A 21,649-nucleotide genomic window follows, 5' to 3' on the forward strand; every position below is an offset into this window, starting at 1 on the left:
GGGGCAAAAGATAATGGACAATGATCTATTGGATGTCGTCATTGCAGGCGGTGGACCAGGGGGATTGAATGCAGCGCTTGTTTTAGGAAGGTCTTTAAAAAAGGTGATGTTAATTGATGAAGCCAAGCCAAGAAATGCTGTGACGTTGAAATCGCACGGCTTTCTGACAAGAGATGGAATAAGTCCAACTGTGATTAGAGAAATTGCAAGAGAACAACTCAAAGCGTATAAAAATGTGACGGTCATGGAAGATGTCATTGAAGATGTAGAACGAAACAACGATCTTTTTATTACAAAAACAAGGAACGGGCAAACAGTAATGAGCAAAAAAATAATCTTTGCCACTGGGATGAAAGATCATTTACCGTCAATTCCAGGATTGCAATCAGTATACGGGAAAACGGTTTTTCATTGTCCTTACTGCGATGGGTGGGAACGAAAAAATCAGCCGATCGCTTTATTTGGCAATGGAGCAGCCCTGCTTCCCTTTGTAAAACTTATTTTTAATTGGAGCAAGGATTTAATCGTTTTTACAAACGGTCCTGCCAGCATTCAGGATGAAGAAAAACGGCAGCTCGCACATCATAAAATTAATCTGGTAGAAACGCCCATTGCCGAATTGCAGTCAAACAATGGAAACCTGGAAAAAGTCATCTTGCAAAGTGGAGAATCCTTTCATCGGAAAGGCGGGTTTATATCATCGACTTATGAAAGGCAAGGCTCTATGATCCCTGCCCGCCTTGGTGTTCCATTAAATGACAAAGGCGAATATGAAACACATGAACATGGTGAAACAAACCTTGAAGGCCTGTTCATTATTGGCGACGCAAAAAACACCTTTACGAGTTTAGTCGGGGCAGCAAGCCAAGGATATGAAGCGGCCGTTAAAATAAATAGTCAATTTGCTGCTGAAAATTGGGAAGCTGGCCTGCTGCAAAATAAGTGAAGGTAAGGAAATGCCTCCTGTTTGTATAACGTTTAATTTTTTCAAACTGCGGCAAGCTACAAAAGCAGTCATTATAAAACAGGAGGATATATGAATGAACCTGAAGGATAAAATGACGTTTCACGTTACCGGCATAACGAACAAAATGAAAACCACTGTAAAAGCAAAACAGCATGAAATTATTATTGATGAACCGCCTGTTGTCGGCGGTAACAACGAAGGACCTGATCCGCTTTCTTACCAGCTGGCTTCTTTGGCAGGATGCGAAAATATTATCGCCAATATGGTGGCGCAGGAAATGAACTTTGACCTGCAGTCCATGAACATTGATGTAAAGGGCCAGCTTGATCCACTCGGGATGCGGGGAGAAGAAGGAGTACAAGTCTTTTTTGAAAAAGTATGGTTTAAAGCAATCGTTTCTACAAGTAAATCGCCGGAGCGGCTCGCTGAATTAAAGGAAAAAACCGATGCCCGATGCCCTGTTTTAACAATGATGAAAGCCTCTGGAATTGAATTAGAAACCGAATGGGTGAAAGCTTAATGTTTAGCCGAAGCAGCTTAAATAGACCATTTAAGCTGCTTTCGTTCATCTTCATCCTACCGAAAAACTTGCTTCGTCCACCTGCTCAACCCCTGCTTTCTTCAGATCCTTCACTAAGGCAAAAAGCGCGTCGTCTTTTCGTTTCGCTTCAATCATGACATCGATTTGCGGAACACTGCCTTTTACGTGATGAAGAAAGGACAAAAATTCGTTTACGTCAATAAAGTCAGCATGTGCTCTGAATTCTTTTTCAGACTTTGGGCTGGACATATGCACCTTAACAGGCAGTTTAGAACTGTCCCATGTCCTCACAACACGCGGCCACTCTTCTTCCCATCGTCTCTTTTCCTGATGATTCGCCATATGATGGTGATAATCGAAAACGGCAGGGATGCCAAGCTTTTCACAAAGATACAGCGTGTCATGAATCGTAAAGGTTTTATCATCGTTCTCCAGCATGGGCATTCTTTGCAGTGAAACAGGGATCCTGCCCCAATTTTCCACAAATTGCTCCAGCGCTTTTTCTTTGTTTTTGTATCCCCCGCCTACATGAATGACACATCTGTGCTCCGGGTGAATTCCCATTCCTTTTAATAGTAATTTATGCATGTTCAGCGTCTGGACAGCCGTCTTTAAAACATTTGTTTCGGCAGTGTTCAACACAACAAAATGGTCCGGATGAAAGTCAACCCGCATATCAGAATGTTCCATTAAATAAGAACGAATCGCCCCAAGACTTTCTTGAAGAGGCCTTATGTAGTTCCATTCAGGAAGATCCGGATGATTGGCCATTGGGATCAGTTTTGAACTCAGCCGGAAAAACGTAATATTGTGAGCAGCATTGTGCCGAAGCAGGCGCAGACAATTGGCCAAATTCGATGCAGCAATCCGCTCTAGTTTGTGAATCGCTGCTTCTCTGTTTTTAATTTTTAAAAACTGGGCATGCGTCATCGTTTGAGAAGGTGAACCATTTTTCACGTTCATGCTCATCGCCGCATATCCAAGACGGATTAATGTCATCTCTCCACTCCTTTTCTTTCTATTTTGCCCAGAATAAAAGGTGGCATACCATACAAGAAAGACGACCCGCTTTTCAATATTTTTCACCTGTTGGTTCCATACTACGTTCTGAGGTGAAAAAAATGTACAAATTGTTGTCCCATAATGATCTGGATGGGGTTTCCTGCGGGATTTTAGCAAAGCTTGCTTTCGGCTCAAATGTCAGCGTCCGCTATAACTCCATTTCCGGGTTGAATCAGGAAGTCGAATGGTTTTTGGAAAACGGGGATTCAAGCACGTTTTTGTTTATTACCGATTTATCCGTCAACGAAGAAAATGAACAAAAGCTCAATGAGTTTTATCAAACAGGCGGGAAAGTCCAGCTGCTGGATCATCATAAAACCGCCCTTCATTTGAATAACTATGGATGGGGCCACGTGGCCGTTGAGGAAGAAGAAGGACGTTTAGCCTCGGCCACTTCTTTATTTTACGATTATTTGCTGACGCATGAACATTTAGCACCTTCTGCCGTGACTGCCGAATTTGTTGAACTCGTCAGGCAGTATGATACGTGGGAATGGGAAAAGTTCGGCAATGAAAAAGCAAAAAGGCTGAATGCCCTATTCTTTTTACTTTCGATTGATGAATTTGAAGAAAAAATGATAACCCGGCTGAAAACGGGCGACCGTTTTTTCTTTGATGAGTTTGAGGAAAAAATATTGGATATGGAAGAAAGAAAAACGGAGCGGTACATTCGCCGGAAAAGGCGGGAACTTGTGCAGGCACCGATTGAAAACCAATTTGCCGGTATTGTGTTTGCCGAATCGTATCATTCTGAACTCGGGAATGAATTAAGCAAAGACTGCCCTCACCTTGATTACATTGCCATTGTCAATGCTGGCAGTAAGCGAATCAGCTTCCGGACCGCACATGATTCGGTAGATGTCTCTCAAACCGCGGGCTTTTTTGGCGGCGGCGGACATGCAAAAGCCGCCGGATGTTCATTAACGGCTGATGCTTTCCGTCAATTTGTGACAGAGACGTTTAATCTTGAGCCGCTAAAGGAAGATGCGAAACGAAATCGATATAATATGAAAAATAATTCATTTGGTTCTTTATATGAAAACCGGCAGGAAGAACTCTTTCTTCTTTATCCGACTCAGGAACAAGAATGGAAAATTGAGTACAATCGCACCACTCTTCCTGAAACCTTTACAAGCTTTTTGGAGGGAGAAACGTTCTTAAAACGGCGGTATTCCGCATGGCTGGTTCGGGACGAGGTATTTGTCAATTATTTGATGGATAGTGTGCGGAAGGCAAAAGCTAAATAAGAGGACATAACGGGTTTTTCCTCATTATAAAGGGATTTTGACCTTTTGGCATACTTAATAAATCGTTCTTTAAAATTATATATAAATTGACCTTATCACTTTCCTTCTATCATATGGTAATCGATCCACTCCTCTAAAGAGCGGCCGGCCTAACAAAAACCAGCCTCATCACCATTTTTTACTGCTGCTTTTGACAGGAGCCAAAATGGGCGTCGGGCGTACGACTTCGCGCACCATAGGGCAGGCGATGAGCCCGTTTCCGTCGCTCTACGGCTGCACCGACCTTATCCGGCCCGCTAGTCCCACTGGAGTCTGCGCCCCACCCCTCCGCCTCTGCGTTTTGACAAGTAAGGATAATGAAGAAAAGTGCAGGCTGGCAGGCTTCGATTTAAAACGAAACGATGCCCCAAAAGAACAAAACGCACCAGCTTGAACACGCACTGCTTTTCAAGACCACTTGGTAAAGCCTGGCGGATGAAGACTCCTGCGGGACGTACAGTGAATCGGCAGATCCCGCAGGCGCAGCCGAGGAAGCTGCCGCACTGCCCGCGGAAAGCGAAGTCCGATCCCTGTTTTAAAAAAACCACAAGACCGAATCATGCCTGCGCACATAAACGATTGTTTGGCCAGATGGGTTCCAAAACAAATCGGTGATCATCCTTGCACCGAAACGAAACACACTAGCTCATACTGCACTGTATTCTAAAGTAAGAATCTTTATTCAATTTATATAAGTATTGAGAATGTATTACTTTAGCAGTTGAATGAGGTGATCAGCTACTTTTTCGATCTCTACTCTTTCAGTGCCGGTTGCCATATCGTGCCGGGCTCTTATATGGCGCTTTGAATCCACTAAGTACATAGATGTTGAATGTGTGATACTTCCCTCCCCACTTTTTTCATAAAACATGTTAAATTGCTCCGCGTACCGTTTTATTTCTTGCTCAGAACCTCGGAGAAACAGCCAGTTAGAAGAGGTTATATCAAATGCTGCTTTATACTGCAAAATGGTTTTCGCCGTATCGTGCTTCGGATCAAGTGTAACGGATAGAATCGAATACTGATTTTCTGTTATGCCTTTTTCTTTTAAAACGCTTTGCAGCTTTTTCAAGTCCTGTATCGTAAACGGACAAACATCTGGGCATTTTGTGTAAAAAAACGTCACGAGCATTGGCTGGCCGTTTACTGAAAATTCTTTACCGCTAACTTCTTCTAGCGAAGCTCCCTCCACCGTTCCATTTTTTGGAAGTTCCGAAAAAGAGGACCAAAACATATAGAGAGCGATACACACTACACCGATCAACACAACAATTCCAGCTTGTTTCACCTGCCTCTTCTCCTCTCTACACTCGAAATGAATACCGAATCAAAATCAGCACAACAGTATATAGACAGGCAGCAAAAAAAGCAATGACATATATATTGTTCGAAATCATTGCTTCTGATTTAATCGGAATATTACATAAAGCTGGATTTTGTATGACAGCACCAAGCATCGTCCCCATAATTCCGCCCATTGTTCCATTGTACAAACCGTTCAGCTTAGCCGGATTTCTCAACTTAGATCCAATTTTCCAGCCAATCCATAAACCAAATGAAACAGATACTACCTGAAAATCAGGGAGAAGTAATATGAGGTAAAGACAAAAAACAAATGATGTGGCCATTGTTGCCACCATACAGATGGTCATTGTAAAATGATCATCAAAGAGCACCCGCTTTTGCTTAAAAGTATGGTATGTGCTTAAGAAACCCATTACACTCCAAATGAATAAAAGAACGATCAGCATCATACACTTCACGACCTTTGAATGGATATCATAACCAAAATCAGGCAAGCAAAAAACAAACCATGCACCAGCCAAATAATTTGGTCCGGCGCATCTAACACCGTTCCAATCATAGGAGACATCAGCCCGACCATCATTCCATTCGTTAAGCCTGTTATAAAAGTCTGATAATCAAAGAGCAGCCCAAAAAGTGCCCCTGTAAGGACGCCTATCATCGTAGAAACGATGGTAATCAAAGTAAAATGAAAGGGAAATTCTAAAATGAGTACGATGCCAGACAGCAGGGCTGCCATCCCTCCCATCACCTGGCTGATATTCATCCCCAATTGAAACCCAATCAGCTTTCTTTTTCGAGATAAATAAATAAAAAAACAAACGTATAAGAATATATCAAGGCAGACAAAACCAGACAGTGTAAACATCTCCATATTAACACCCCACCTTAACATATGAATAAGCGGATAAAGTGAGACTGTTTTTTTGTTTCTCTGGATACACAGCTGCTTTTACAGTATTCTTCCATAATCAAAAATAAGACCCCGGGAAACCCCGGGGTCCTGACATAATATCTTGATTCAGTAGTCCGATTCTTCCAGAAGCATAAAGTCTTTGTGCAGCAGTAAAGCCTCCAGACGAGGCGGCAGTCCACCTTCCTCTTCCTCTTCCTCTTCTTCCTCAACCGGCTCTTCCGGTTCTTCGGTTTCTTCTGGATCTTCTAATTCAGTGCTGTAAAAAGCAGCGTTAAAAATGACTTGGTCTTCGCAATCATCACTGATGACGGTTACACGGATTTCATATGAAAATACAGAGATAGATAAAGGTCCCGTTGCTAATAAGTCAGCAAAAAAGTGCTTTGTTTGAGATCCATGAATTTCAGCGTTTTCTGCGGGCATAACCGGTACAGACATGGCATTCATTGGAACAGACATTCCAAGTGGCACAGTTGTTAATCCGGCAGATACAGCAGGATCACCCCAGTTAAACATTTCTACTTTGACAGTAACGGGATGCTTGCTAAAGTTTGTAACAGATACCCATAAATCCTGTACAGCCTTGACTCCTTCTCTGTTAGCCATTGCAATAGGACCAGATGTATAAACTTTCTTATGCTTTTTCTCTTCGTACTCCACTTGTTTTTCCTCCTCGTAATAGTGATGCGCATTACACCTTTTGCAGTTTTTTATATAAGGATCGTTCTCATACTTACAGTGGTAACACTGCCAACTGCTCATGAGCTCTTTTTGCCTCCCTGTCTTTAAGCCTCAAGCTGTTTTTTTTACTTGGTTATACATCGTATGAATTCATGAACAAGGTGGTATAAGTCGTACAACCAATTTCGAAAAATTTATTAAATTTAAGTGAGCAGTCATCGCTTTTTAAACTGATATAAGTTAAGGAACTCTGTGATTCAATCTTCTTCATATAAGAATAATTAAGCCTTATTTACATATAATTTTGCGTAGTTTTACGCGAGGGAAAGAATACAGTGAAAACCCGCATGAGGAAGGATCAGTATATTCCCGTATTGCTAGAGAAAAGGAAGCGTGAAAAAAGAAACGAAAATGAGGTATATGAAACATGCAAATCTATTGAACATAGCAAAAGCTGCTCCGGAAAAACGAAAACCATTAATGCTGAAAAGATGTTTTAAGGAGAGCCGATAATTCCAGAATTAAACGATATGAGGGGGAAACGCGATGATACGGCGTTATCATGTAGTTGCCATTCCGATCCGAATCGTCGTTAATAATTTTGGCGACCATAATCCGGACGGAAAAATATATGTGCTGAAAGAAAATGAAGCAAAAATAAAAGAGCTTGTCCGCAAAAATCCATTTACTCCGGTGGAACCCGTGCAGCCGCTTACGATCCGGGCGAATGAAGGAGACATTGTCGAAATTCTTTTTGAAAATCAGCTTCCCTTTGCGACAGGCATGCATTTTCAGGATCTTGATTATAACGTGTTAACGTCAGACGGAGCGAACGTGGGCTACAATCCAAGTTCATTAGTGGATTGCGGGGAAACCATTCTTTACAGAGTCAGTGCTATGCAGGAAGGAATTTGTTTTTTCACCGACCTTGGCAATGTATCCAGTACGGAAGAAGGTTCCAGCACTCAAGGCCTCTTCGGTACATTGCTCGTTGAAAAAAGAGGTTCCTGGTGGACCGATCCAGTAACGGGCAGCCCGTTAAACAGCGGCGTTTTTGCAGATATTCATAACCCTTTCCTCCCTTCGTTTCGAGAATATGCCTGGTTTTTTACCGATGAAATGGAAGTGGATGATTTAACCGGCAATCGGCCGATCAATCCAGTGACGAATCAAGACACAGAATCTTTCCACGGCGTCAATTATCGCTATGAGCCGCTGCATAATCGGATTAAGCTGATTGAAGAAGGCGTAGTGGCCCCTGAGAGTGAAGGCGAGGAAGTACACCATGACTCATGGGTATTCGGCGATCCCGCGACACCAATTTTACGCGGGTACCGGGACGATCCAGCAATTATTCGCCTTATTCATGGAGGCTCAAAAGAAACGCATGTGTTTCATTACCATGTGCACCAATGGCTGAGAGATTCAAGTAACATCAATTCGGAAATTGTAGATGCCCAGGCAATCAGCCCTCAGTCTCATTATAATGTTCAGCCTTTATACGGTCTTGGGAGCCTGCAAGGGGCCATTGGAGATGTAATCATCCATTGTCATCTCTATCCTCACTTTGAAACCGGAATGTGGGGAATGAATCGCATCTTTGATACGCTTCAAGACGGAAGCCATTGTTATCCAAACGGCCAGCCGATTGCCCCCCTTCAACCGCTGCCAGACCGCCCTTGCCCGCCGCGTCCAACAAAAGAAAGACCCGGGTTTCCCAACTTTATCCCTGGAAAGGTTGGCTGCAAAGCACCGAGGCCCCCGCTTGGCATTGTCGGCGGCAGGGACATGACGGAACTTGAAAAGAATGCCGCCGTGCCCAATGCAAGGCCGGGAGCAGTTTTTGCTGATTCGTGCCTGGGAAACCCGGTTGTCCTGGAGTTTGACGTGTCTGTGATTGAGCTGCCCCTTGTCTATAACAAACAAGGCTGGAACGACCCAAAAGGAAGAATCTATGTTTTAGATAAAAACCTTGATGATATCCTTTCTGGAAAAAAGGAACCCGAACCGCTTGTCTTACATGCGCCAGCTGGGTCATGCATTAGAATAAATTTTACAAACCGGCTGCCTCATATTCTCGGTGGAGACGCTTTTCAGCTTGTTACACGAACCTATGAGGCCGGCTTTCACGTCCATTTCGTCAAATTTGATGTTCTTGTTTCTGACGGCGCAAATGTGGGCTGGAACTATGACAGTTCTATTCTGCCGGGTGAGACTGGCCGGTATGAATGGTATGCCGACACAGAATTAAAAGCCTTTTTCTTTCATGACCACTTATTCCCGACCTCTCACCAGCAGCATGGGGTTTTTGGCTCTTGCATCATTCAACCTCGATTTTCCAAATTTTTCGATTCAAGAACCGGCGAGGAAGTAGATCATGGAACACAGGTTACTGTTGTCCATCCGCTTATTCCGGATTATCGCGATTTTACTTTGTTTGTCCAGGATTTCACGTTGCTCTTTGATAAAGACGGCTGTCCGATTCAGCCACCGCCATTTCCTGGCTCACAGGATGATCCCGGCATTTTTGCGGTCAATTACAAAAACGAGCCACTGCAGTTCCGGCTCGGAAAAGACTGCGATCCGGCTTATTCTTTTAGCTCCTATGTGAATGGAGACCCCATCACCCCTATACTGCAGGCGTATGAAGGAGATCCAATCCGCATCCGGCTGCTGCAGGGTGCCCATGAAGAATCACACAGCTTTAATGTGCATGGGTTAAGATGGAAATCAGAGCGCCCGAGCAATGATTCGCAGCTCCGCTCACAGCAGCATATTGGGATTTCAGAATCGTTTACACTTGAAATGGACATTCCGAGGGCGGGAGACTATTTGTGGGCCTTTGAGACGGAAGAAGATGTCTGGAACGGTACGTGGGGATTGATCCGTGCATTTGATCAAGCAGTCAATCATTTGATTCCGCTGCCGGACCGGCCGTTGCCTCCGCCAAGGACAAAACCGCTGCCTAAAGTGACCGGAAAACCGCCGGCGCTCGCCAATCCACAGCGCACACTGCCGCCTGAAGCAGTGCATAACCCGCTGATCCGGAGGTACCATGTTGTCGCGTTTCAAACGCCCATCATATATAACTCTTTTGGAGATCATGATCCATTCGGTATTGTGTTTGCCCAGGAAGAAGATGTGGACGATATTCTTTCCGGTAAAAAGAATCCAGAGCCACTCGTGTTAAGAGGAAATTCCGGCGATCTGGTCGAGGTCACCTTGACCAGCCGGCTAAAATTTGACTTATTTCCGTTTCCGGACGGGGTTTATCCGTACCCGCCGGTAAAAGAACAGGGGTTTTACCCGCCATCCCTGAGAATCTCGCTGCACGTCAGCATGCTTGATTATGATGTGACTACTTCTAGCGGTGACACGGTGGGATTTAATCCCGACCAAACCGTTGGACCTGGTGAAACCATTACGTATCGCTGGCACGTACAAGAAAATATGGGAACGTGTGCGATGTGGGATATGGCGGATTTACGAAACCATCGTTCGTTCGGTGCTTTTGGTGCTTTTATTGCGGAGCCGCGGTTTACGACTTACCTTGATCCAATGACATTTGATCCTGTCCGAACTGGCACAAATGTCATTCTCAGACACCCGCTTAATGGTGATTTCAGAGAATTTGTTCTAATTATGCATGATGGTATTCGTCTCCTAGATAAGCAAGGCAAGTTAATTGTCGATCCACTCGCGGGTGTGATTCCAGAATCAGAGCCGGACGAGGAAGTGGATACTTATGATAATGGCTCGCGCGGTTTCAACTATCGTTCGGAAAGACTGATTAACCGCTACAAAAAACGGCCTATTTTAAGCGATTTATTTAGTTCAAAAGTACATGGAGATCCGGCCACACCGGTTTTTGAAGCGTATCCGGGTGAGCCCATCGTCGTCCGCCTCACAAATCCATCGGAACGCAGAAGATCACACACTTTTCACCTTCACGGCCATAATTGGAAATTCGATCCAAAAGACATTGATGCCCGAATTGATTCCTATGCAGGCCATATGGTGCCTGGTGTAACGGAAGATTTATTTTTAATCGGGGGTGCAGGCGGTATGTTCAATTATCCAGGTGACTATATGTATCGATCCGGCAACATCCGCTGGGACATAGAGCAAGGAATGTGGGGAATCATCCGGGTTCATGATAAAGTACAACCCCACTTGCCTATTTTAGACTGTTGACATTCGATTGCATCCAGCAGTTTCGTTTTTGAATTTCTCTAATCAGTAAAAAACGATGTTCATTAAACGGAACATCGTTTTTTGATGAAGCATGTTATAACGTATATTTACATCTTCTCTATTCGTTCAGCCCATTTAATTTTATCAAACGGAATATAGAAATGCTTTTTCTCCCAGTCACATTTGTTCTTGCCTTTTTTACTTAACAGCACCATCTCTAAAAAATCCGTTCCAACAAAATGAACTTTCCCCTGGATACTGCCTCCTTCTTCAAACATGATTTTGACGTTACTATCCATTAGTTGGCGCATTTGGAATGCCATGCCGCTTTTTAAGCCGCCTAAACGAATGCGGAATTGTTCATCACATAGACGTCTATTTTCAAAACGGTCATTCATCCGTTCTTTAAAACAATTACGGCACCCGTTATGAAAATTCAGTTGGTTGTCATGTTGAAAAGAAAAAGAGTGCTGGTCATGCCGTTGGAAACCCTCGTTCTTAAAACCATCTTTGCAGCCGCAAGGGCTATGATGCAAACGATGCTTTTTACACTCATCACATTGACAATGCATTGTACTCATTATCTCCCCCCCCTTTCATTTTAAGGTTACATGGATTGGGCTTATATTAGATTACCAGTGCAAGGATTCTCGCATTGCTTTGCTGAGTTTCCTTTTAAAAATCGTTTACTTTACTGCATCAATTTCCTTTTATAAGCCTGTTATCATTTTATGTTCGGCTCGTATATGTGGATAAGCTAAAGCCTCTTTTTATATTAATAATGAAAGTGAAAATTGAATCGATCCCTTAAAAGATATAGGTAAAGCCTGTTTCATGGCATCCACTAAAGAAAAGTCAGAGAAAATGCAATAAAAAAACAGAAAGTCACTTTCATGTCCCTCTGTTCTTTCCCCTTTCCCGCGTTATACATGATGAAAGCAGCCGGCATTGAATGAGAAACCAAATGGGCAAAAAGTAATTATCATGATAATAAAAAGGTCCAAACAAAATAAGAATAATTAAGCGTTAAGGGCATATAATTTTGCGTAGTTTTACGCGAGGGGGAGAATGCGATGAAAACCCGCATGCGACTTGACCAGTATATTCCCATATTACTGGAGAAAAGGAGGCGTGAGCAAAGAATCAAAGATGAGATATATGAAACAAGTGACGGTATAACATCACCTCCCGGGGCTACTCCTACTGAAGAAATACGGATTTTTAATGAATACATGGAACAGGCGAACCTGTTGAATGTAACGAACGCGGCTCCTGAAAAACGAAAGCCATTAATGCTGAAAAGATTTTTTAAAATGAAGAGGAACCAGCAAGTAATCATCTATTCAAGAAGCGGTAATGAAATCTTGCAGACACTTGGCAAGGTGAGTGCAATTGGCCGTGATTTTGTTATGGTTACCAACCTGAGGGAACGGATTTGGATTCCTTATCATGCCATTGAATCCGCTAATATCCCCACAGGAGTACCGACTTTTTCAAACACCCATCAGAATTTTATTTATGATAACAATTTAAAACAAAAGCTGCTTTCTAACTTTGGCGAAACGGTATCCAAGCGGGATGTATTAATTCAGCTTTTTTATGAAGAATCTTTATTCACTAATTTACGATCATGGAAAGCCATTTGGATGAAAATCCAAACCGGCCAGGAAAAATTACATGGTAAAATCCACGATGCAGACCAAGAAAAACTCCATATTTCTTTCTTTAATAAGAAAACTGAAATGGAAATAAAGAATATTACCTCCATTCACAGCATACGTTTTTCTAGTCTGATACCAATACTCAGCAGGAGTGTTCTTCAGGGACTTTTTAAATGACGGTCTGTTTCTTTTCTTCATTCTTTTCACCATGAGAACAGAAATCTTGGGCAGTAATTGCCCGGTAAAGGAGCGATACGATGAAGCAATCACCCAGCGAGAAGCTAAAGGATGAGAAGGCACGAGTGGACAACTCCATTCTGGAAGAAACCGAGAAACCAGAGGATGACTTAATTTCTGAAGAAAACGAGAAATCAGACAATAACGGTGTCTATGACGGCCGCGAGCATAACAACAACGAAGAAGATCACAGGCAAGATGACGATGATGATGATGATGATGATGACGATGACGATGACGATGATGACGATGATGACGATGATGATGATGACGATGATGACGATGATGACGATGATGATGATGACGATGATGATGATGACGATGACTTTGAAGACTTTGAGGACTTGAATGATGATGAATTTGTAAGAGAGCTGACAAGATTGATGGGAGAAAGTGTATTAATTGTTACCGAAGCAACACAGTTAAATTTGTTAGGCCAAACATTTAGGCCGATTTTTTGCGGACCGATCGTCGACGTGGGCGCAGGCCATCTCACTATTGATCCGGTTACCATTAAAATATTGAATGCTCCCTTCTTTCAATTCCCAACACCCCTGTCCATTCCGTTAGAAAAAATCGCTCAGTTAACACCAGGCTTTGATTGCAACACCAGATTCCCGCTTACCTAAGACTCAGAAGGAAGGAAGTGTAACAGGATGCACAATAACTTTTCAACTTTCCGATCCATTAATGCTATTCATGACGCGGCTCTTGAAGATCACTTCAGGGAAGGAATCGGCTTTAAGGTATTTATCCTGACACCTTCTTACCCGTTTATGCTTATCGGTCAAATCGTTTCGCTCATCGAAGATCACATAGAGCTGATGGTCGAAACAACACATTTTGCGCAATTAGAAAACCGAACGTGGCTGGTTCACATCCATAATATTGAAGTGTTTTATATAGAATTTCCCGGTGGGCCGCGCATTCCTGCGTTAAACGATATGGCGTAGCGAGGAGGGAAAGCGATGATCAGGCGTTATCATGTTGTTGCCATTCCGATCCGGATTGTCGTTAATAATTTTGGCGACCATAATCCGGACGGTAGAATGTACGTGTTAAAAGAAAACGAATCAACAGTAAAAGAGCTTGTACGCAAAAATCCTTTTACCCCTGTGGAATTAGTACAGCCTCTTACGATCCGGGCGAATGAAGGAGACATTGTCGAGATTCTTTTTGAAAATCAACTCCCTATTGCGGCGGGTATGCATTTTCAGGAAGCCGATTATAATGTCTTAACGTCTGACGGGGCGAATGTCGGGCTGAACCCAAGTTCGTTAGCCGATAGTGGAGATACCATTTTTTATAGAATTAATGCAGCTACTGAAGGTATTTACTATTTCACGGATCTCGGCAATGTGTCCAGTACAGAAGATGGCTTCAGCCTTCAAGGTCTTTACGGTGCGTTGCTTGTTGAAAAAAGAGGCTCATGGTGGACGGACCCGGTTACGGGCGGAAAGTTGAACAGCGGTGCTTTCGCTGATATTCATAATCCATTTTTGCCTTCATTCAGGGAGTATGCCTGGTTTTTCGGCGATGAAATGGAAGTTGACGATTTAACCGGCAACAGGCCCATACATCCAGTCACCGGTCAGGATGTCGATTCCTTTCACGGAGTCAATTACCGCATTGAACCGCTCTACAATCGGAAAAGGCTAATCGAGGAAGGGGTTGTCAATCCTGATCTTGATGGTGAAGAAGTTCACCATGATTCATGGGTGTTCGGCGATCCCGCAACACCGATTATGCGCGGCTATAGAAATGACCCTGCTATGTTCCGGCTTATTCATGCAGGAGTGAAAGAAACACACACGTGGCACTATCATTTACATGAGTGGCTGAAAGATAACAGTAATATCCATTCTGAACTGCTGGATGTCCAGGCCATTAGCCCTCAGTCTCACTACAACGTGCAGCCATTGTATGGTCTGGGGAGCTTGCATGGCGCTATTGGGGATGTGATCGTTCACTGTCACCTATACCCGCATTTTGAAGCAGGGATGTGGGGAATCAACCGCATCTTTGATACGCTTCAGGACGGCAGTCAGTGTTATCCGAATGGCATGCCGATTGCCCCTCTTCAGCCGCTGCCAGACCGGCCCTGCCCGCCGCGTCCAACAAAAGAAAAACCGGGGTTTCCTAATTTTATTCCCGGCAAGGTTGGATGCAAAGCACCAAGGCCTCCCCTTGGCATTGTCGGCGGCAGAGAAATGACGGAACTTGAACGAAATGCCGCTGTGCCAAACGCAAGACCAGGAGCGGTTTTTGTTGATGCGTGCCTAGGGAACCCCGTTGTCTTAGAATTTGATGTGTCTATCATTGAAATGCCCCTTGTTTATAACAAACAGGGCTGGAATGACCCAAAAGGAAGGTTTTTTGTTCTTGATAAAGATCTTGATGATGTCCTGTCTGGGAGAAAAGAGCCGGAACCGCTTGTGCTTCAGATCGAAGCAGGGTCATGTATTAGAATAAACTTTACAAACCGGGCGCCGCATGTTCTCGACGGAGATGCCTTCCAGCTGGTAACACGAACATATGAAACAGGACTTCATACCCACTTCGTAAAATTCGATATTCTCGTCTCAGATGCCTCAAATGTGGGCTGGAATTATGACAGCTCGGTCCTGCCCGGTGAGACGATCCGGTATGAGTGGTTTGCTGAAACCGAATTAAAAGCCTTTTTCTTTCACGATCATCTATTCCCGGCTGCTTACCAGCAGCATGGGGTGTTCGGTGCTGGCGTCGTTCAGCCGCGCTTCTCTAAATTTTTGGATTCCAGAACAGGTGAAGAAACAGACCGTGGAACCCAAGTCACTGTTACAAACCCAATTATTCCTGACTTCCGGGATTTTGCTTTATTTGTTCAGGATTTCACTTTGCTGTTTGATAAAGACGGCTGCCCGATTGAACCTCCAGATTTTCCTGGCTCATCGGATGACCCGGGAATCTTTGCTGTCAACTATAAAAATGAACCTTTACAATTCCGGCTGGGGAAAGAGTGCGATCCCGCGTACTCCTTCAGCTCTTTCGTCAACGGTGATCCCGTCACCCCGATTTTAAAGGCTTACGAAGGTGATCCTATTCGCATCCGGCTCTTGCAGGGGGCCCATGAGGAATCTCATAGCTTTAACCTGCACGGCTTAAAGTGGAAATCAGAACATCCTGACAACGATTCTGTCCTAAGAGACCAGCAGCACATCGGCATCGCAGAGTCTTATACGCTGGAAATGGACATTCCAAGCGCAGGCGATTATTTATGGGCTTTTGAAGATGAAGAAGATGTCTGGAACGGTACGTGGGGGTTAATTCGCGCGTTTGATCAACAAGTGAGAGATCTAATTCCGCTGTCTGACCGGCCGCTGCCCCCGATGAGGACAAAGCCGCTGCCGAAGAAAACTGGAAAGCCTCCCGCTCCTGCCGACCCGCAGAGTACATTGCCGCCTGAACTATCTCATGATGCAGTGCTCCGAAGCTTTAATGTTGTCGCCTTTCAAACACCGATTGTTTATAATTCCTTTGGAGACCATGACCCATTCGGCATCATTTTTGCCCTCGAAGAAGACGTGGAAGACATTCTTAACGGAAAAAAGAATCCAGAGCCTCTCGTATTGAGAGGAAATTCCGGGGATCTTGTGGAGGTCACCTTAACAAGCAGGCTTCAATTCGATTTGTTTCCGTTCCCTGATGGGATTCATCCTTATCCACCGGTAAAAGAGCAGGCGTTTTACCCTCCTTCACTGAGGATTTCTCTGCACCCCAGCCTGCTTGATTATGACATCACCACGTCCAGTGGTGATACGGTAGGATTTAATCCGGATCAAACGGTCGGACCTGGTGAAACCATTACGTATCGCTGGCATGTCCAAGAGAATGTTGGGACGTGTGCCATGTGGGATATGGCGGATTTACGAAATCACCGTTCATTCGGCACGTTCGGCGCTTTTATCGCAGAGTCACGCTTTACAACCTACCATGACCCAACAACGCTTGAACCCGTTGAAACCGGCACAAATGTGATTCTTAAAAATCCACTTTTACCCGACACAAGAGAATTTGTCTTGATTATGCATGATGGTGTACGGCTCGTTGATAAGCATGGCCAGTTAATTGTTGACCCTATGGCAGGTGTTATTCCTGCAGCGGAGGCTGAGGAAGAAGACATCGTAGACACATATGATAACGGCTCACGCGGCTTTAACTATCGAACGGAAAGACTCATTAACCGCTTCAGGGAGCGGCCTGTTTTGAGCGATTTATTCAGTTCAAAAGTATTCGGTGATCCGGCAACACCTGTTTTTGAAGCATATCCGGGTGATCCTGTTACGATTCGATTGACAGATCCATCTGAACGCAGAAGAGCACACACCTTCCATATCCATGGCCATTCATGGAAGTTCAATCCAGTGGATGTATTTTCCCGTAGTGTCTCATTTGTCGGTCACATGGTTCCAGGTTCGACAGATGATCTCTTCCTTATCGGCGGAGCAGGCGGCCTTTTTAACTACCCTGGAGACTATATGTACCGATCCGGCAACATCCGTTGGGACATTGAACAGGGAATGTGGGGCATCATTCGTGTCCACGCTGACATCCAGGCGCACCTGCCTCTCTTAGAAGAATGACAAACAGGGGGAGGAACCCGCATTTCCCCTGTTCCTATTAAACGTAAATCATTATGCTGAAGAATCTTTCTCCTAGCGGGCGAATTTACGTTCAACGGCATAGCGATTTATTTTTCTGAAAAAGCAGGCGGAATATTTAAAAGTATAGCGATTTTTTAAATGCCTGCTTTTTATAAGCGTAATACTATTTATGCCGTTCCCTCTCTTACGAATAAGTGAGGGTTCTTTTTGTATTTAACTAGCTAACCTGACTAATTAATCAATCTCTCCTTTAGGTACCACCAGCGAACTACTACATAAAATATTTATACATGACCGATGTTTTTGCTTATAGGAATGGATGTGACTTCTTAAGATGACATCATGGATTTCTTTAGGATACAAAAAAACTTCATCTCCATTACAAAGGAAGTGATTGAATGAATAAAAAAGATTTTACTGACGGTTTTGGTTGTCCGGAATTTGTTCCTCCGGGCGCACCTGATAATTTTTGCATCCCTGAAGACTGCTGCCCAGAACGGCTCGAAACACCTAAATTTCCTTCCCCATTTTCATGTCTTCCAGAAGAACAGCTGCGGGAACTTGAAGCATTAATTGATGCTGCAAACGAGCTGCTGCTGGATTTAGCCTTAGCAAATGAACGGTTGGATGAAAGAACAATGAAAGCATTTGAAGGATTAATCAATCAATGGGTAGAGGTCGTAATAGATTGTACAAATGAAGAGGATGCTTCTCTGACAGACACAGACAATGCTCCATTAGACGGTACAGCGGAGACCAATGAAAACACATTACCTACAGGAGAAGTGTTAAAAGTTAACGAAAGTAAAACAGAACAGAAAACAATTTCAACTGAAGAAACTTCAATCAAGGTTCCCGATGTTCATCCAGTGAAGCCAGAAAAGAAAAGAAAAAAGAAAAGAAACGTATCATCCAGAAGGAAAAAAGCAAGTGTAAAAAGAAGAAAAGCCAGGAAAGTAATCAGTAGAAAGTTACCGAAAAGAAAAAACAAGAAGAAAATACGTACTAGAAGTGATGAAAAGCTGGTTAGTACTACTGAAACCCCTAATGCTAATACTCTTGTTGATGAACAGATTGTTGATATCAACGAAAAACAAAAGGTAGAAGGACGTGTTTACGTTGTCGGCCGTGATTTTGTTTTATTAAAGAAAGAAGAAACCGACATCATCATTCCACTGTCGAAAGTACACTTCATTAAGTCTAGTAACCACTTCGTCCGGCCCGCCAATGAGCCGGCATTACTGAATATTGATCCCTGTCTGCGAAGATCACTAACATTTAATTTTGGAGAAACCGTCGCTTCTTCTCCCGAATTAATTCATATTTTTTTCAAGATGACGCTGCCTGTCTTTTTATTTCACCTTGTAGATAAAAAAGTAAAGATCCTTCTTTTAAAAGAAGAAATAAAAGGTACTGTGCATGAGGTTGACGAGGAAACGCTGACAATTGTCACGGCAGAAGAAGAACGAAAAACAGTACCTTTTGATTCAATATGTTTTATCATGACATAATATAAACTTTTTGAGCTGGGGTCCTTTCTTACTCCGTTATTTTTCCATTAAACACATCATCTAAATAGAAATAACAGGATGTTTATTTTCAATATTTTCCTTTGATATCCATTAATCCAAATAAAAAGCACCTTCATAAAGGTGCTTTTTATTCCTTAGTCAATACAGAAAAGGCTTTTTTAAACAAAGCATCGATGCTTTTTTCACTTAGATAATGCTTTTTATTAACCGTGTTCACTTCAACAACAGCAAAGCCATTTTCGAATCTTACCTCGGCTATCGTCTCCAAATTGCTTTCCGTGCCTATTCTAACTTCAATAGCCTTATCCGTTTTCAGTAAATCTAATTGATAATGGAGAATAGAGAAAGAAGCGCCTTTTCCGTCATATCTATCAATCTTAATTACAGAAGCATCTTTTTCTACAATTTCCGTGGTTAACATATTAAAGCGCATCTCAAACAATAAAGCAGCTTCCTCAAAGTTAGTCGTTCGTTTGCTCGTAATAATGTTGCTTACTCGTTCCACCAATAATGATTTCCATTCTTCCATCCAACTCCCCCTTTCCTCTACATATTTCTAGATGAAAAGGGATAAACCTACATCAATCGTTCGTCAAATTCCTACAATACCTGACAGCCGCTAATCTCCGTCTTTTTTAAATTCCTTCCCACTGCTGCTTTCAATATTAACAGGGATTTTTATTGAATTAAAAAAAGGGAAAAGATAGAATTTCCCCGGTTGCACCACCCCGTTGACTGGTTAACGTTTAATAATGCTTTGTCACAGGATGAAAAGCTTTCTTGCCCTCTCTCATTTCACTTTATATTTCTCACTTACTACATACTCTTCACTTAAATAAAACGTGTCAGATCTGAGTCCAAGTCTCAATGTTTCCAGCGGAATCGGGTCTGCGAACGAAATATTAGCGAGGTTGACATTGGGTCCAGCGATGTTAATAAAAGCGGTCTGCATTTTTTTGGATGGCGCTTCAAAAATCATTTTTTTCAAATCGATCCCGACTTCTATGATTTTATCTATAATTTCCAGTCTCATCTCTCCATTCCCCCGGCAAATCCCGCTGGTGCCACTTTCCCTGGCTTCGGTTATGACCTTTGTGGAGCCAGCCTCCATATCCTCCAAAATCCATTCAACCCATTCTGATGCATTCTGTCTCAAAGCTTTCATACTGTCCTTGGCGCCAACTTCACTAAAAACAATAAAATCCTTTGAAAATTTTTTAATGTATAAAGCTTTCTCTTTGTTGGTCATGTCCATTGTTCCATTTGATATTTCAATATATTTGCAGTCGAATTTACGAATAAACCTTTCGAATTCACTCACTTTATTCTGGCTGATAAACTTCTCAAATAACGTTCCGCCGAAAAAGAAATTCACGCCATTTTCTTGAAGACAGGCAATTTTCTTTTCTAAATGTTTGGTCACAACCGATGTTCCCCATCCAAATTTTACAAAATCTATATATTGACCTGAACTGTTGATGGTATCTTCAAAAAAGTGCAAAGGAACCCCATTATCAATCAGCACAGTAATTCCATTCATTCTTGGTTTACTGGTTCTTTCCGGCAGGTTGAGCCCCGTATAAATCATAAATCTACCCCCACAATTTTCGGTAAATTATTTTCCTGATTCACTTTCATTAAAAAATCGAATTTCAGCTCTTCCGCACACAACTCGATGTCTCCGCTTTTAAATTCCGTCCTGCTGTCGTCATAAAATTTTTGAGCCGCTTCAGATCCTTTTATTCTCAAAACAGGCCCCGTCAAAGACTGGCAATCCCGGCCTTCAATAATATCCTTCATATACTCCGCACAGGCAAGATCGTCATCTCCAGTAGGATGGGAAGCGATGATTTGAATTTTTTGATCCGCTCCATACATTTTTTTTATGAATTCTGCCGTTATTCTCGCATTTGAAAAACCAGTTACAAATACATGCCTTGCATTTAAAGCATTTAATGCAGCCCTCACCCCATTGGTTGTTTTCTGAACAAGGGTCTTCCCTGCCAAATCGGCTTCAAGAAGGCTCAGAGGGGAATTGTCAAAATCAAAGCCTGGAATATATAGTCCATTTTCTTCCCCAGCCAGCATGCAGCCAGGATGTTTTCCCCTTACTTGAAAAGCTGAATCAATTGTCTCTGCAAGCAAAATTTCTTTTGCTCCCCTTATAAAAGCATAGTGGGCAAAAGTAAAAGCGCGTATCACATCAATGACAACATTTACGTCAGCATGGGGTAAACGGTGAGAGTGGCCCTGATAAATCTTAACTGCCATCATTTGCTCCTCTCCTCTTTACATGTTCTTTCCTCTACCGCTAAGCTCGGATTGAACCGTCCTCCCATCTCTATTTATCAGCATATACCTAATTTATTCGCGTATTTTTCAGATGGTTCTTAATTTTTTATTTTATCCGGCATGTCATACGTCTGTTTATTTGAACGATTTTCCTTGGGCTGAATACACTGCCTTTAGGACTTCACCTCGTTTCTCATTCATTTACATGGAGGTTAGAAAAGAAAAATGCGCTTTTCCGGTTTTCAAAAGAATTCATATACGTGCAGGCAGTTGGGCTGGCAGTGAATAAATAGAATTCGGACCTTACTAGGACTGATAGGAGCTGGGTACAG

General features: G+C 42.9%; 18 protein-coding genes. 9 read left to right on the plus strand and 9 right to left on the minus strand.

Going from position 1 to position 21,649, the window contains the following annotated elements; genetic code table 11:
• Nucleotides 1–13: 13 nt before the first annotated feature.
• Together BA724_RS08375 and BA724_RS08380 are read left to right on the plus strand one after the other, a co-directional pair.
• Entirely contained in the window at nt 14–946 is a 933-nt protein-coding gene (locus tag BA724_RS08375) for an NAD(P)/FAD-dependent oxidoreductase (RefSeq protein WP_069938209.1), read from the plus strand.
• Between the two features lie 94 nt (nt 947–1,040).
• Nucleotides 1,041–1,487, plus strand: a complete 447-nt coding sequence (locus BA724_RS08380) for an OsmC family protein (RefSeq protein ID WP_342669996.1) — start codon at nt 1,041–1,043, stop codon at nt 1,485–1,487.
• 51 nt (nt 1,488–1,538) lie between these two features.
• Here the strand turns inward: BA724_RS08380 and uvsE are convergent, their stop codons facing one another.
• Complete coding sequence (uvsE, locus tag BA724_RS08385) at nt 1,539–2,507, minus strand: UV DNA damage repair endonuclease UvsE (protein ID WP_069938210.1); 969 nt, start codon at nt 2,505–2,507, stop codon at nt 1,539–1,541.
• Between the two features lie 122 nt (nt 2,508–2,629).
• Here uvsE and BA724_RS08390 point away from each other — a divergent pair, with 122 nt between their 5' ends.
• Complete coding sequence (locus BA724_RS08390; RefSeq protein ID WP_069938211.1) at nt 2,630–3,817, plus strand: DHH family phosphoesterase; 1,188 nt, start codon at nt 2,630–2,632, stop codon at nt 3,815–3,817.
• Nucleotides 3,818–4,565: 748 nt separating this feature from the next.
• On the opposite strand, the gene BA724_RS08395 is transcribed toward BA724_RS08390, so the two are convergent.
• From BA724_RS08395 to BA724_RS08410, 4 genes are all read right to left on the minus strand, one after another.
• A complete protein-coding gene (locus BA724_RS08395; RefSeq protein ID WP_245676174.1) occupies nt 4,566–5,144 on the minus strand; it encodes an SCO family protein in 579 nt (192 codons plus the stop codon).
• A gap of 16 nt (nt 5,145–5,160) precedes the next feature.
• Nucleotides 5,161–5,610, minus strand: a complete 450-nt coding sequence (locus tag BA724_RS08400; protein WP_069938212.1) for a hypothetical protein — start codon at nt 5,608–5,610, stop codon at nt 5,161–5,163.
• Between the two features lie 5 nt (nt 5,611–5,615).
• Entirely contained in the window at nt 5,616–6,035 is a 420-nt protein-coding gene (locus BA724_RS08405) for a hypothetical protein (RefSeq protein WP_083256142.1), read from the minus strand.
• A 147-nt stretch (nt 6,036–6,182) separates the two neighbouring features.
• Nucleotides 6,183–6,737 (minus strand): hypothetical protein, encoded by a 555-nt coding sequence (locus BA724_RS08410; RefSeq protein WP_069938213.1) that lies wholly within the window; start codon nt 6,735–6,737, stop codon nt 6,183–6,185.
• A gap of 567 nt (nt 6,738–7,304) precedes the next feature.
• Between BA724_RS08410 and BA724_RS08415 the strand changes: the two genes are divergently transcribed.
• Nucleotides 7,305–10,952 (plus strand): multicopper oxidase domain-containing protein, encoded by a 3,648-nt coding sequence (locus BA724_RS08415; RefSeq protein ID WP_069938214.1) that lies wholly within the window; start codon nt 7,305–7,307, stop codon nt 10,950–10,952.
• 107 nt (nt 10,953–11,059) lie between these two features.
• On the opposite strand, the gene BA724_RS08420 is transcribed toward BA724_RS08415, so the two are convergent.
• On the minus strand, nt 11,060–11,533 hold the full coding sequence (locus tag BA724_RS08420) for a hypothetical protein (RefSeq protein ID WP_069938215.1): 474 nt from the start codon (nt 11,531–11,533) through the stop codon (nt 11,060–11,062).
• 492 nt (nt 11,534–12,025) lie between these two features.
• Between BA724_RS08420 and BA724_RS08425 the strand changes: the two genes are divergently transcribed.
• The 5 genes from BA724_RS08425 to BA724_RS08445 all read left to right on the plus strand — a co-directional run bounded on the left by BA724_RS08425 (nt 12,026) and on the right by BA724_RS08445 (nt 19,004).
• Entirely contained in the window at nt 12,026–12,790 is a 765-nt protein-coding gene (locus BA724_RS08425; protein WP_069938216.1) for a hypothetical protein, read from the plus strand.
• Nucleotides 12,791–12,870: 80 nt separating this feature from the next.
• A complete protein-coding gene (locus tag BA724_RS18840) occupies nt 12,871–13,479 on the plus strand; it encodes a hypothetical protein (protein ID WP_245676175.1) in 609 nt (202 codons plus the stop codon).
• 27 nt (nt 13,480–13,506) lie between these two features.
• Nucleotides 13,507–13,803 (plus strand): hypothetical protein, encoded by a 297-nt coding sequence (locus BA724_RS08435; RefSeq protein ID WP_069938217.1) that lies wholly within the window; start codon nt 13,507–13,509, stop codon nt 13,801–13,803.
• Between the two features lie 15 nt (nt 13,804–13,818).
• On the plus strand, nt 13,819–17,472 hold the full coding sequence (locus tag BA724_RS08440) for a cupredoxin domain-containing protein (RefSeq protein ID WP_069938218.1): 3,654 nt from the start codon (nt 13,819–13,821) through the stop codon (nt 17,470–17,472).
• A 419-nt stretch (nt 17,473–17,891) separates the two neighbouring features.
• On the plus strand, nt 17,892–19,004 hold the full coding sequence (locus tag BA724_RS08445; protein WP_069938219.1) for an LSm family protein: 1,113 nt from the start codon (nt 17,892–17,894) through the stop codon (nt 19,002–19,004).
• A 148-nt stretch (nt 19,005–19,152) separates the two neighbouring features.
• Here BA724_RS08445 and BA724_RS08450 read toward each other — a convergent pair whose 3' ends face one another.
• The 3 genes from BA724_RS08450 to BA724_RS08460 form a co-directional block, all read right to left on the minus strand.
• Complete coding sequence (locus BA724_RS08450) at nt 19,153–19,554, minus strand: hypothetical protein (protein ID WP_069938220.1); 402 nt, start codon at nt 19,552–19,554, stop codon at nt 19,153–19,155.
• Between the two features lie 261 nt (nt 19,555–19,815).
• Nucleotides 19,816–20,613, minus strand: a complete 798-nt coding sequence (locus BA724_RS08455; RefSeq protein WP_069938221.1) for a phosphosulfolactate synthase — start codon at nt 20,611–20,613, stop codon at nt 19,816–19,818.
• Nucleotides 20,610–21,296 (minus strand): 2-phosphosulfolactate phosphatase, encoded by a 687-nt coding sequence (locus tag BA724_RS08460; protein ID WP_069938301.1) that lies wholly within the window; start codon nt 21,294–21,296, stop codon nt 20,610–20,612. Before BA724_RS08460 ends, BA724_RS08455 begins: the two co-directional genes overlap by 4 nt.
• Nucleotides 21,297–21,649 lie beyond the last annotated feature (353 nt).

Origin of the sequence: Domibacillus iocasae (genome assembly GCF_001750285.1) — a bacterium.
Classification (GTDB): domain Bacteria; phylum Bacillota; class Bacilli; order Bacillales; family Domibacillaceae; genus Domibacillus; species Domibacillus iocasae.